Here is a 12,845-nt window from a genome sequence, read left to right on the forward strand (position 1 = left end):
ATGGAACTGGATCAGATAGAACGGGTAATAGAGAACGCGGGTCTGTATACATACCTTGGCAAGATAGACAAAATTGTGGGAACCACAGTGGAATCCACGGGGCCTGCCTGCAGGCTGGGTGACGTATGCACCATTGATGTGGTGGAGGGCGGTTCTCCTGTCATGGCCGAGGTGGTGGGATTCCGGGAAAATAAGGTGCTGCTGATGCCCTATGGGGAGACAGAGGGAATCGGTTACGGCAGCGCGGTCCGCAATACAGGGGAACGCCTGCACATAGCGGTGTCCAACCATCTCATCGGCAGGACCGTGGACGCCATGGGTAATCCCATAGATGATTTGGGACCTGTGGAGGATGTGTCATACTATTCCATTACAGGCAGACCTTCCAACCCCATGACCCGTCCCAGAATCGACACAATCATACAGATGGGGGTAAAGGCCATAGACGGCCTTATGACGGTTGGCAAAGGCCAGAGAATGGGAATCTTCGCAGGAAGCGGCGTTGGAAAAAGTACGCTGATGGGCATGATTGCCAAGAACGTAAAGGCAGACGTCAACGTCATTGCCCTGGTTGGGGAGAGAAGCAGGGAGGTTGTGGAGTTCATTCACAGGGATTTGGGGGAGGAAGGGCTCAGACGCTCGGTCCTTGTGGTGGCCACCTCCAACCAGTCCGCCATGATGCGTTCCAAGTGTACCATGACAGCTACCACCATCGCAGAGTATTTCAAGGACCAGGGCATGGATGTGCTTCTTATGATGGACTCCCTTACCAGGTTTGCCATGGCCCAGAGGGAGGTGGGGCTGAGTATCGGAGAACCGCCGGTGGCCAGAGGGTATACCCCATCCATTTATTCAGAGCTTCCTAAACTGCTGGAGCGTTCCGGCAATTTTGAGGAAGGATCCATTACCGGTATCTATACGGTGCTGGTAGAAGGAGATGATGCCAATGAGCCCATATCAGATACGGTGCGCGGAATCATAGACGGGCACATCATGCTGTCACGGAAGGTGGCAGCCAGGAACCATTATCCGGCTATTGACATATTATCCAGTGTCAGCCGTCTTATGAATGATATTGTGACGCCGGAGCATAAAGCGGCTGCCGGAAAGCTCCGAAGGCTTTTATCCGTATATGAGAGCAACCGTGATTTGGTCTCCATCGGAGCTTATAAGAAGGGAACAAATCCGGAACTGGACGATGCATTGGAACGAATCGACCGTATTTATGGGTTTCTTCAGCAGAAGACAGATGAGAGTTTTTCACTGGACGAGTCAGTGATTCAGATGATTCAGGCAACAGATTAAGGGGCGGGTCATGAAAAAGTTTGTATTTACGCTGGAGCGCATGCTGGCATACCAGGAACAGAACCTGGAAAAGGAAAAGGGCATTCTTGCAAGGATTATGGCTGAGCGGGATAAGCTGGAGGAGGACAGACGTGATAAGGAGTTAAGAATCCGTCATATCCAGGAGGATATCGGACAGCGCCAGATTCAGGGGACAACTGTTTTTATCCTGAAAGGCTGTTACTCTGTGCTGGAGGGAGTCAGAATCCGGCTGGAAGAGATCGAGACAGAGCTGACCCGGACACAGGCCAGGGCGGAGAAGCAGAGGCGTGTTGTGACGGAGGCTTCCCAGGAAGTAAAGAAGCTGGAGAAGCTGAAGGAAAAACAGATGGAGGAATACCGCCATGAGGAGGCAAAGGAGCAGCAGGATCTTATTATCGAGCATGTTGCAGGAACATTTGTCAGGAATGGCGTTTCCTAAATAGATATTATCTGCGAAAGGAGGTGAAAAAGATGAATGCAGGAACATTAACACAGGCCCTGACAGCCAGCCGTTATAAGGCAAATCCAACGGCCGGATCCAGGGAAAAGCAGGATGATACCGTCAGCTTTATGGACATGTTTGCGCAGAATTTAAAGGATGCCCGCAAGACCGGGACCAAAGCAGCAGACAAGAAAAGGGACGGGGCGGCTGATTCAAAGGCGCAGGAAATGGGAGATACAGGCAGAAACCAGGCGTCTGTTGACCAGGGAAAAAAATCCGAATCCTCTGAACCCATTGAAGACGGAACATGCCGGGATGACAGTAAAAAGGCAGAGTCAGGAGTGGAGAATACGGATAAGGACAGCGATTCCGGAAAGCGCCATAATGAGGGCGCGGCGGAGGAGGCCATAAACCTCCAGGCTATGTCGCTTCTGATGCAGGAGGTGCCGGTTCCCGCGCAGGCAGGGGAAGCGCAGGACAAACAGGCCGCACAGGACGCTGCCATGCTGACGGAATATGTTCCGGAACCAGGAAAGACGGAACAGACCCTTTTATCCAACACAGCTTTAGCGGGTTATGAGCAGACGGCAGCCCTTCAGACTCAGGAGCTGGTTCAGCCGCCATACGCAGAAGCAGTCCGGGAGCAGATGGCTCAGGAAACAGCTGCCAGATCTGCGGCTGGACAGGAACCATCAGGAAAGACTTCAGATACGGTCCGACCGGTACAATCAGATACCATGGAAGCAGATATGACGGCCGTGGTTCAGGGACACAAGGAAACCCGGCAGTCCGGTGAGGATATGTTTTTCAGTGCGGACAGCAGGCAGAACAAGACTCTGAATCAGCTGCGGGAACAGACCGGGACAGCGGATGAGGAACCAAAGGATGCCAACCAGGTGCTGGAGGAACTGAAACGGAACGCAGATGCCAGGGGGATTGACCTGACCGGCAAGGCAGTACAGAACAGAATGAATTACGGCTTAAGGCCGGTGTCTGACGCCAGGGAACAGCAGATAGATACTCCGGTGCTGGAACAGCTTAAGACAGGAGTGGAACGGGCCGCCCAGACAGGAAACAGGGAGCTGACCATCCACTTAAAACCCGAAGGTCTGGGAGATATTGTGGTCCACCTGACAAGCTCCGGGGACAAGACGACGGTGCGAATCGGAGTGACCAATCCTGAGACTGAGAAGCTGGTCACCAGCCAGATGGAGAGTCTTAAGGATATGCTGAGGCCTTTGAATACAGAAGTCCAGGAGGTTTACCACAGCAGCCAGAATGCCATGGATTTTTCAGGATTCAGCCAACATATGCAGGAGCGCCGGGGACAGCAGTCCCATACCGGATACAGTTTCCATGCAGCAGAGGACAGCGGGTCAGAGGAGGAACTTCTGATGGAAGCAAAACGGATGATGGCAGAGAGCCGCATGAGCAGGCTTTACGCCTACATTTAGCTGTATTCAAAAGAAAGAATAGGAGAGAACAATGCCCATACAGTCAAATTACAGCTCGCCGTACACAACGGGCGCAGGCACTGCATCCGGGCCGGGAGCCGGTTCCAGATCCGCACTTTCGGGAACCGCTTCGTCAAAAGCCAGGGCGCTTTCCGATGACAATGGCGAAGATACAGAGAAGTCAAACAGCTCAGATAAGACAAACGGTTCAGAAAAAACAAACAGCAAAGAGGGAACAAACAGTACGGACAGTACAGGCAGCTCCGGCAATGTGATTGACGCTGTCTTTGGAGACGGGGATGACAAGAAAGTCAGCATGGATGATTTTCTTACCCTGATGGTGGCGCAGCTGAAAAACCAGGATTTCATGAATCCGGTGGATGACACCCAGTATGTGACCCAGCTTGCCCAGATATCCACCATGCAGCAGATGGAGGAAATGGCCTACAATGCCAAGAGCTCCTATGTGGCTTCCCTGGTAGGAAAGAATGTGTCCGCTGCTAAGTTTACGGTATCGGGAGAACTGAAAAAGGCAGACGGAGTGGTGGAAAAAATATCCCTGCTGGACGGAAAATTCGTAATTTACGTGGACGGCGAAGCCTTTTCCATGGATGAAATCATGGAGATCAAGGACAAACCGGCAGCAGAAGGTTCCGGCGAAAACAATGAAACCCCGCCCGATGAAACCCCGCCCGATAAGACTCCTCCGGATAAGTAAAACCCGTCCGGCGGTAACGTGTGATGGCTGTTTTTATGAGCAGCCGGTTAATGAACCAGAATAAGGGACTGGAGGATGAACAATGGATTCAATGATTTATAATAAAATGCTTCATACCCCCATCTATACGGGGACTCCGGGTGAGCCGCCCAAGAGCAGGCCCCGGGAAAAAACAAACGACAATGCATTTAAGGAACTGCTGGAGCAGAGACTGAAGGAAGAAAGCCAGGTATCTTTTTCCAAACATGCCATGGAGCGTGTGGTGGAACGGGGCGTGGATGTTTCCTCTGAAAAGCTGGACCGTCTGAACGAGGGCGTCCGCATGGCGGAGGAAAAGGGACTGAGGGAGCCGCTGATTCTGTTGGGGACCACTGCCTTTGTCGTAAATGTAAAAAATAATAAAGTTGTAACTGTCGTGAATGAAGACAGCCTGAAAGGCACTGTTTTCACGAATATTGACGGAACCGTAATGATATAGCCGGTCCTTTTGGAGGCTATCCTTACCCCGAATGACGGACGGGTAAGCGGTTAGAAAAGGAGAATTTAATATGTTAAGATCACTATTTTCAGCTGTGTCCGGTATGCAGGCCCACCAGACAAAGCTGGATGTCATCGGCAATAATATTGCCAACGTTAATACATACGGCTTTAAGTCAAGCCGGGCACGTTTCCAGGATGTATATTACCAGACACTGCAGAGCGCTACAGGCGGTGATAACAATAAGGGCGGTACCAATGCCAGCCAGGTAGGCTACGGCGCACAGCTGGCAGGCGTTGACCTTAATATGGGACGGTCAGCCCTCCAGTCCACAGGCAGACCCATGGATGTTGCCATTACAGGAGAAGGTTTTTTCCAGGTAATGGATTCTGACGGAAATATATTCTATACAAGGGCAGGAAATCTGCAGCTGGACAACAACAGCGGCAATCTGGTGGACGCTAACGGGTATACGGTGCTTGGCGTAACAGGCGATCCCCTTGGAAAGGCTGCAGGAGCTGATAAAATACATTTAAGCATACCGGGAAAGAACAATGCCCAGTCCGCTAACTCCCAGACCATCAACGGAATCGAGTATACCATAACATCCCAGAACACTACTTCCGCAGCCAATGTCACCATTTCATTCCGGCTGGACGACACACTTCCCGACGGGGCGGATATAGTGGTGAAATCAGGGGAGTTAAAGGATTCCAGTATTACGGTGAGCGTGAATAAAAACGCAATCTTTACAAGTTTATCTGATTTTAACAGCAAAATGAACGCCGCCATCACACGGGCCAATAACGGAAAGGCCCACCCGGCAGGGGATTTCACAATAACAGCGGTTCCGGCTGACAAGATATTTAAAACCAGCCTTACGGGGGAGGAATTGTTAGGCGAGAACTTCGGAATCAAGGCAGGTGTCCAGAAATTTACGGATGCTGCGGACATCAAGGACGGCATATTTGGAGGGCTAAAACCTTCCAGCACCAGTACAGAACCTAAATTCACGGCTTCGGGTAAGGTGAGCTATGAAATGACGCTCCAGGCAGCCACGGATACTGAACCTGCTGCATGGATTATCAAGGCTACGGTTGAAAGTGATGACGGATCGAAAAGATATTTTACAGGCAAGGTCAGCGAAAACAGCACCTCAGCCAACAGTGTATGGCTGAAAGAGGACGGAACTACGCCGTTAAACGACCAGCCCGGCCAGTACATCGAACTGAAGCATCCGGGTTATGCCGCCATTAACGATGCGTGTAAGGATCTTGCAACTGGTGACCTGACAAAGACAGATGTAGGCACCATCACTGCCGCAACCAATTCCAATGACCTGGGGCTTAAGAGCAAGAACTTTACCCTGACAAACGGCAGCGAGGGCGGGGATGTGGCCCTGTCAGGCGTGGGTGTGACCATTCTTTCCAACGGTATCATCGAGGCAACCCACCCGGACCTTGGCAAGATTCAGATAGGGCGTATTGATCTGGTTACGTTTGATAACCCCTATGGTCTGGAGGGCGTGGGCAATTCCTACTTCAAGACAACGGCCAACTCCGGCGATCCCAAGCTGTGCCAGGCAGGAGAGAACGGCACAGGCGCATTAAAGACCTCGTCCCTGGAAATGTCCAATGTGGATATCTCCACGGAATTTGCGGATATGATAGTCACACAGAGAGGATTCCAGGCCAACTCCAGAATCATCACGGTATCGGATTCCATCCTGGAAGAGCTTGTAAACCTTAAGAGATAAGATAACGGGAGGGTGGTATCATGATTATCCTTAAAAAGCTGAACGGTGAAGAGTTTGTGTTAAACAGCGAATTGATCGAAACCATTATGGAGACGCCTGACACCACCATACTCCTGACCAACGGAAAGCATCTGATTGTCAGGGAGTCCAAGGAAGAAGTGGTAAAGAAGGTAGTGGAATTCCGCAGAGATGCTTTCCGCGGCATTCTGGAACAGATTAAAGGCTGATGCAGTAAGATAAAAGTTGAGGAAAAGGATGTAAGGGTATGGATGTCTTGTCAATTTTAGGTTTTATATTAGCAGTTGGACTGGTGATGTTTGGTATGACATTTGACCAGGAGTCTATGAGGATTGTGTACCATAACCTTAAGGCTTTTCTGGATATTCCCAGTATGGCCATTACCATTGGAGGTACTCTTGGGGTTATGATGATTTCATTCCCGGCAGGGGCCTTTAAAAAGATTGGAAGCCATCTGAAAATCATTGTCAAACCATATCAGTACAGCCCCACGGATTCAGTGGACCAGATAGTGAATCTGGCCACAGAGGCCCGTATGAAAGGGCTTCTGTCCCTGGAGGATAAGCTGAACGAGATTGACGAGCCCTTTCTGCACAACAGCCTGATGCTGGTGGTGGATTCCGTGGATTCGGAGAAGGTGCGAAAGGCCATGGAGACTGAGCTGGAACAGCTGGATGAACGCCATGCCCTGGACCGGCGCTTCTATGAGAAGGCGGCCAGCTTTGCGCCTGCCTTTGGTATGATTGGTACACTGGTAGGACTGATTCTCATGCTGGGAAATATGTCGGATGTGGACGCTCTGGCAAAGGGCATGGCAGTGGCGCTTATAACCACTTTATACGGTTCACTGCTGGCCAACGTGGTCTGCCTGCCCATGGCAAGCAAGCTGAAAGCGCGGCACGACGAGGAATTTCTGTGCAAACAGCTGGTCATGGAGGGAGTCCTGGCGATTCAGGAGGGGGAAAATCCCAAGTTCATTGAAGAAAAGCTGTACAAGCTTCTTCCGGCCAGCTATAAAAAACCGGCGGATAAGGGCGAAAAGCAGGACGGAAATAACGACGGCAAAAAGAACAGCAAAAAGAAGGGCATAGGAAAACGCCGCAGGTGGAACAAGAAAGAGATTGAGGAATAGAAGGAGTAAACCATGGCAAAGGCAGAGGGAGGCCAGGATGTCACCGCAATGACAGACGGGCAGATGTTTGAAGAACTTATAAAGATTCACGCACAGTCGGCAGGGGAGGCCATATCCTCCATCCTGAGGGCAGACATAGAGATAGGCGCACCCAGACTTCAGGAGATGACAATAAAGGATGTGGAGTACGGCATCCTGGAACCAGCTATCTTTGTAAAGAGCTGCCTGACCTCCCAGGTGGCAGGCAACATTGTCCTGGTTCTTCGCCAGAGGGATATGCAGGTGTTCTTAAATGAGCTCATGGGTGTGGATGACCTTCCGGATCCGGACTTTGTCTTTGACGATGTGGCCATGAGTGCGGCAGGGGAGCTGATGAACCAGATGTCCCATGCCTCCGCCTCGTCCATGGCTGAGTATCTGGGCGACACCATGGATTTGTCAGACTGCCAGCTGGTGCTCTCTGACGGAAGCCAGGACCTGGCTCTTGTCATCGGGGAGCCAAAGGACGCAAAGGTTATGGTTGTCAGCTACACCATGAAGATTAAGGATATGGTGGAGTCAGAGTTTATAGAATGCATCTCGTCCACTGCCATGGACAGTCTGACAGAGGAGATACAGGCCAGAAGAGCGGCCTGTGAAAAAGCCCGCCAGGAAGAGGAGGAGGCCCAAAAGCGCGCCCTTATCATGGAGCAGAATTCCGTCATAGGACAGGACAGGCCCTCCGGCACAGGCGGGGGACAAAGCCCCGCAGATGCAGGGACGCAGAAATCCGCATATTCAGGCGCTGTCCGGGGCACCACTGCTTCCGGCGGCAGATTTATGGGAATGCCGGGATCCATGCTGCAAAACCAGTCCATGAACGGAAACCTGAGCCTTATCATGGATGTGCCCTTAAACGTGTCCGTGGAGATCGGCAAGACAAGGCGCCGGTTAAAGGATGTGCTGAATTTCAGCAATGGCACCGTGGTGGAGCTGGATAAGCAGTCAGACGCCCCTGTGGACATCATTGTCAACGGACAGCTCATTGCCCGGGGAGAAGTGGTTGTGATTGATGATAACTTTGGTGTGCGTATCAGCGAAATAGTAAATACGAGAAGCATTATTGGAAATGGTGAATAAATTTGAAACGGTTTAATATCCTTGTAACAGCGGGAATCATCGGTATCATATTCCTGATACTGATACCCCTTCCCACGCCCATACTGGACTTTTTATTTATACTGAACATATCATTGTCTTTATTGATTCTTGTGATGTCCATGTATATCAGAGAGACGCTGGAATTTTCCGTGTTTCCTTCCCTGCTGCTGATCACAACCCTTTTCAGGCTGGGACTTAACATATCATCCACAAGAAAAATCCTGTTTGACAATGGATACGCGGGACAGGTGGTCAAGACCTTCGGACAGTTTGTTATCCGCGGAAACGCGGTTATCGGTTTTATTATATTCCTGATTATTGTGCTGGTTCAGTTTATCGTTATCACAAAGGGTTCCGAGCGTGTGGCTGAGGTTGCCGCAAGGTTTACCCTGGATGCCATGCCCGGCAAACAGATGGCCATTGACGCTGATTTAAACAGCGGCCTTATCGACGAACAGCAGGCAAGGGAACGCCGGTCTAAAATCCAGAGGGAAGCTGACTTCTTCGGCTCCATGGACGGTGCCACCAAGTTTGTAAAGGGCGATGCCATTATCTCCATTATCATCACCTTTATCAACTTTGTGGGCGGCCTTATTGTGGGAATCATGAACAGCCAGGGAAGCATACAGGATATCATGCAGATTTACACCACATCCACCATTGGCGACGGTCTGGTGTCCCAGATACCGGCCCTGCTCATATCGGTTGCCACCGGTATGGTGGTGACCAGGTCCGCTTCGGAGAACAGCCTCAGCGAGGACCTGACAAAGCAGTTCCTGGCCCAGCCAAGAGTGCTTATGACGGCTGGAGGCGCGGCCGCGTGCCTGTGCCTTATACCCGGCTTCCCTGTTCTTCAGATACTGATTATATCCGCAGGCATGGTTGGGGGCGGTTATTATCTGTACCGGCACCAGAAGAGCCTGGTGGAGGAGACTGCGGAAGAACTGGTGGAGACAGAGGTAACCAGCGAGGCGTCCTATTATAAGAATATTGAAAATGTATACGGTCTGCTGAACGTGGAGCAGATTGAAATGGAGTTTGGCTACAGCCTGATTCCCCTGGCCGATGAAGGCAACGGCGGGAATTTTATTGACAGGGTGGTTATGTTCCGCAAACAGATGGCCCTGGATATGGGATTTGTAATTCCCTCTGTCCGTATCAAAGACAGCGGACAGCTCAATCCCAACCAGTACAGCATCCTCCTTAAAGGGGAGGAGGTGGCCAGGGGGGACATACTCATGGACCATTACCTGGCCCTGCCTCCCGGCACGGATGCAGACGATGTGCCTGGAATAGATACCATTGACCCGGCTTTCCATATACCGGCAAAATGGATAAGCGGGGACAGGAAGATACAGGCCGAGCTGGCCGGTTATACCCTGATAGACCCCACTTCCGTGGTAATCACCCACCTGTCGGAGGTGGTAAAGGAACACCTCCATGAGCTGTTAAACAGGCAGGAGGTCAACAACCTGCTGGAGGCCCTTAAAAAGACCAACAGCAGTATTGTGGAGGACACCATTCCGTCGGTTATATCGGTGGGAGGCCTTCAGAAGGTCCTGGCCAATCTTTTGCGTGAGGAGATTCCCATTCGGGATATGGAGACCATTGTAGAGACATTAGGTGATTACGGCAGCCAGGTAAAGGATACGGATATGCTTACCGAGTATGTGCGCCAGGCATTAAAGCGCACCATATCCCGGCGGTTCTCAGAGGCGGGGCAGATGAAGGTCATCAGCCTGGACGACCGGATTGAGAACATGATTATGTCGTCCGTGAAGAAGATGGATACAGGCTCCTATTTGGCCTTAGAGCCCACAGCCATCCAGAGCATAGTGGCGTCAGCCACGGCTGAGATCAATAAGATAAAGGATCTGGTCAATGTACCCATTGTACTGACCTCGCCTGTGGTGCGGATTTACTTTAAAAAGCTCATTGACCAGTTTTACCCCAACGTAGCGGTGGTATCCTTCAGTGAGATTGACAACAATATACAGATACAGGCATTGGGAAATATTTCCCTTAGCCAGAGGTAACAGGATATGCTGATGGAACAGACAGACAGTGAGGATATGGTTCGGGTTCTGGAGGAGTACAGAAAAAACGGCAGCCAGGAATTGAGAAACAGGCTGATTATGCACTATCTTCCCATTGTGCGTTCCGCGGCAGTGCAGCTGCGGTCCATGGCCGGATCCCTTCTGGAGCAGGAAGAGCTTATAGACCAGGGGGTGCTGGCGCTGATTGAATGTCTGGAACGGTATGACCCGGACAGGGGCGCCAGGTTTGAGACATTTGCGTTCATGCGGGTAAGGGGTGCCATGATTGACTATATACGCAGCCAGGACTGGGTGCCTCACAGAGCGAGAAATTTCCAGAAAAAGGTAGAAGAAGCATGCTCCATTTTGTCCCATAAGCAGATGAGGGAGCCGGATGTAAACGAAGTGGCGGATTATCTGGACCTGCCCGTGGAAAAGGTGGAAAACCACATTAAATATATGAACCACGCCAACCTTCTTTCCTTTGAGTCCGTGCTGCAGGATATGACGGCCATAGTGGCAAAAGGGGAGCTGGAGTCCGGTGATATAGAGGGCAAACCAGAGGAAAACCTGTTTTACAAGGAACTGATGGGAACACTTACATCGGCCATAGACGGGCTGGGGGAAAAGGAACGGCTGGTCATTACCTTATATTACTATGAAGAGCTGAAGTATTCGGAGATTGCCCAGGTTATGGGCATAGGACAGTCCCGGGTATGCCAGATACATACCAGGGCAATCCAAAAGCTGAAAGCCAGCCTGGAAGATTATATGAGAGGATAAAACTATGTTTTCAGGATTTTATACAGCCGCTTCCGGCATGCTGATGAATCAGAGATCATTAAACATGGCTGCCAATAATATAGCCAATGTTAAGACCAGCGGTTACAAACCGAAACGGCTGGTTAAGACAACCTTTGACCAGCAGCTGGTGCGGGAAATGAACGGAAGGACAGAAGGACTGGGCCAGGGGTCCACCATATCGGTGGGAACCAGGGAGATGACAACCCATGGACAGGGGCCTATTGAGGATACCGGAAAGACCTATGATTTGGCTATCAATGGAGACGGGTTCTTTGTCATACAGGGAGAAAACGGCCAGTATCTGACGCGCAACGGCCATTTTACCAGGGATGACGAGGGAAATCTCATGCTTCCGGGAGTGGGCCAGCTTATGGGAGACGGCGGTCCGGTATATGTGGATGAGGAGGGTTTCCGCGTTGGCGCGGATGGAATTATCTACGACAATGAGGACGGCGCCCTGGACCAGATTCAGATAGTGGTGCCGGACAATTACGACAGCCTGGAGTTCTATGACAACGGAACCTACGGCGCGGGGGCGGGCGTGGAGCTCAGCCAGGTTTATCCCACGGTGTATCAGGGAAAGTTAGAACAGTCAGGAGTAAATCTGAACAATGAGATGACCAGGGCCATGGAGGTGCAGAGGGCGTTTCAGTCCTGCGGAAAGGCCCTGACCATCATAGACCAGATGAATCAGAAAACAGCCAACGAGATTGGAAAGCTGTAGGGGGGAACCACAGATGAATATATCGTACTATACAGCAGTATCGGCCATGAACGCATTCCAGAAGGACCTGGATGTGACTTCTAACAACATGGCCAATATAAGCACCAACGGCTACAAGTCCATGCGCAGCAGCTTTAATGATTTATTGTACACCCAGATGGACATGCGGCCTCAGGCCCAGGTGGGACACGGAGTCCGCAATGACGGGCCGGGAACCACGTTCCAGCAGGGGATTTTCCGCAAGACGGACCGGGAACTGGATTTTGCCATATCGGGCAATGCGTTTTTCGCCATCCAGACCAGCGAGGACGAGGAAGAACCGGCTTATACCAGGGACGGCGCATTCCAGATATCCTCCACGGATGACGGCAATTACCTGACCACCAGCGACGGAAGCTATGTCCTGGACCAGGACGGGGAGCCCATAGAGCTGGAATACAAGACATCAGAGGACGGCGGAGACAATGATGCAGGGGAGCTGGACTTAGACGGGCTGGCAGAACGGATCGGGCTGTTTGTGTGTGAGAATCCGGAAGGGCTGCAGCATGTGGGCATGAACCTGTTCCGCACAGGAGAAACCTCCGGTGAATGGCTGTCCATGGATGATTTGGACGATGAACAGGAGAAAAGCAAGGCTATGAGCCATGCCCTGGAGATGTCCAACTGCAACATGTCCACAGAGATGGTCAATCTGATGCAGACGCAGCGTGCGTTTCAGCTTAACAGCCGGATCGTCACAACCGCGGATCAGATGGAAGAGATGATAAATAACTTAAGGTAATGACATACAAGGCAATGACATGCGCTGAACTTACTG

At 51.2% G+C, this 12,845-nt stretch carries 13 protein-coding genes; all 13 read left to right on the forward strand.

Annotated elements, in window-relative coordinates:
* Positions 1-1,305 (forward strand): flagellar protein export ATPase FliI, encoded by a 1,305-nt coding sequence (gene fliI, locus LI015_RS06310; protein ID WP_002566288.1) that lies wholly within the window; start codon positions 1-3, stop codon positions 1,303-1,305.
* Between the two features lie 10 nt (positions 1,306-1,315).
* Positions 1,316-1,765 (forward strand): flagellar export protein FliJ, encoded by a 450-nt coding sequence (fliJ, locus tag LI015_RS06315; protein ID WP_002566287.1) that lies wholly within the window; start codon positions 1,316-1,318, stop codon positions 1,763-1,765.
* Between the two features lie 32 nt (positions 1,766-1,797).
* Positions 1,798-3,222, forward strand: a complete 1,425-nt coding sequence (locus LI015_RS06320; RefSeq protein ID WP_002566286.1) for a flagellar hook-length control protein FliK — start codon at positions 1,798-1,800, stop codon at positions 3,220-3,222.
* Between the two features lie 31 nt (positions 3,223-3,253).
* A complete protein-coding gene (locus tag LI015_RS06325) occupies positions 3,254-3,940 on the forward strand; it encodes a flagellar hook assembly protein FlgD (protein ID WP_227124321.1) in 687 nt (228 codons plus the stop codon).
* Between the two features lie 82 nt (positions 3,941-4,022).
* Complete coding sequence (locus LI015_RS06330; RefSeq protein WP_002566284.1) at positions 4,023-4,418, forward strand: TIGR02530 family flagellar biosynthesis protein; 396 nt, start codon at positions 4,023-4,025, stop codon at positions 4,416-4,418.
* Positions 4,419-4,488: 70 nt separating this feature from the next.
* Positions 4,489-6,174, forward strand: coding sequence for a flagellar hook protein FlgE (locus LI015_RS06335; RefSeq protein ID WP_002566283.1), 1,686 nt, complete (start codon positions 4,489-4,491; stop codon positions 6,172-6,174).
* 20 nt (positions 6,175-6,194) lie between these two features.
* Positions 6,195-6,401 carry a flagellar FlbD family protein gene (locus tag LI015_RS06340; protein ID WP_002566282.1) on the forward strand — a complete coding sequence of 69 codons (207 nt, stop codon included), beginning with the start codon at positions 6,195-6,197 and terminating at the stop codon, positions 6,399-6,401.
* 38 nt (positions 6,402-6,439) lie between these two features.
* A complete protein-coding gene (locus LI015_RS06345; RefSeq protein ID WP_002566281.1) occupies positions 6,440-7,324 on the forward strand; it encodes a motility protein A in 885 nt (294 codons plus the stop codon).
* 12 nt (positions 7,325-7,336) lie between these two features.
* Positions 7,337-8,443, forward strand: coding sequence for a flagellar motor switch protein FliN (gene fliN / locus LI015_RS06350; protein ID WP_054354131.1), 1,107 nt, complete (start codon positions 7,337-7,339; stop codon positions 8,441-8,443).
* Between the two features lie 2 nt (positions 8,444-8,445).
* Positions 8,446-10,500, forward strand: coding sequence for a flagellar biosynthesis protein FlhA (gene flhA / locus LI015_RS06355; RefSeq protein ID WP_002566279.1), 2,055 nt, complete (start codon positions 8,446-8,448; stop codon positions 10,498-10,500).
* A 6-nt stretch (positions 10,501-10,506) separates the two neighbouring features.
* Complete coding sequence (locus LI015_RS06360; protein ID WP_002566278.1) at positions 10,507-11,283, forward strand: sigma-70 family RNA polymerase sigma factor; 777 nt, start codon at positions 10,507-10,509, stop codon at positions 11,281-11,283.
* Between the two features lie 4 nt (positions 11,284-11,287).
* Positions 11,288-12,028: a flagellar hook-basal body protein gene (locus LI015_RS06365; protein ID WP_002566277.1), complete on the forward strand. Its 741-nt coding sequence runs from the start codon at positions 11,288-11,290 to the stop codon at positions 12,026-12,028.
* A gap of 13 nt (positions 12,029-12,041) precedes the next feature.
* Positions 12,042-12,809: a flagellar hook-basal body protein gene (locus tag LI015_RS06370; protein WP_054354132.1), complete on the forward strand. Its 768-nt coding sequence runs from the start codon at positions 12,042-12,044 to the stop codon at positions 12,807-12,809.
* Positions 12,810-12,845: the final 36 nt, after the last annotated feature.

The organism is Enterocloster sp. 210928-DFI.2.20, assembly GCF_020554465.1.
In the GTDB taxonomy this organism is placed as follows: domain Bacteria; phylum Bacillota; class Clostridia; order Lachnospirales; family Lachnospiraceae; genus Enterocloster; species Enterocloster bolteae.

Bases quoted from the DNA above. Each gene is read 5' to 3' on its own strand.
- LI015_RS06320 (WP_002566286.1), top strand. From the start codon at position 1,798: ATGAATGCAGGAACATTAACACAGGCCCTGACAGCCAGCCGTTATAAG.
- LI015_RS06345 (WP_002566281.1), top strand. From the start codon at position 6,440: ATGGATGTCTTGTCAATTTTAGGTTTTATATTAGCAGTTGGACTGGTG.
- LI015_RS06330 (WP_002566284.1), top strand. From the start codon at position 4,023: ATGGATTCAATGATTTATAATAAAATGCTTCATACCCCCATCTATACG.
- LI015_RS06360 (WP_002566278.1), top strand. From the start codon at position 10,507: ATGCTGATGGAACAGACAGACAGTGAGGATATGGTTCGGGTTCTGGAG.
- LI015_RS06325 (WP_227124321.1), top strand. From the start codon at position 3,254: ATGCCCATACAGTCAAATTACAGCTCGCCGTACACAACGGGCGCAGGC.
- LI015_RS06340 (WP_002566282.1), top strand. From the start codon at position 6,195: ATGATTATCCTTAAAAAGCTGAACGGTGAAGAGTTTGTGTTAAACAGC.
- LI015_RS06370 (WP_054354132.1), top strand. From the start codon at position 12,042: ATGAATATATCGTACTATACAGCAGTATCGGCCATGAACGCATTCCAG.
- LI015_RS06335 (WP_002566283.1), top strand. From the start codon at position 4,489: ATGTTAAGATCACTATTTTCAGCTGTGTCCGGTATGCAGGCCCACCAG.
- LI015_RS06365 (WP_002566277.1), top strand. From the start codon at position 11,288: ATGTTTTCAGGATTTTATACAGCCGCTTCCGGCATGCTGATGAATCAG.
- fliI (WP_002566288.1), top strand. From the start codon at position 1: ATGGAACTGGATCAGATAGAACGGGTAATAGAGAACGCGGGTCTGTAT.
- fliJ (WP_002566287.1), top strand. From the start codon at position 1,316: ATGAAAAAGTTTGTATTTACGCTGGAGCGCATGCTGGCATACCAGGAA.
- fliN (WP_054354131.1), top strand. From the start codon at position 7,337: ATGGCAAAGGCAGAGGGAGGCCAGGATGTCACCGCAATGACAGACGGG.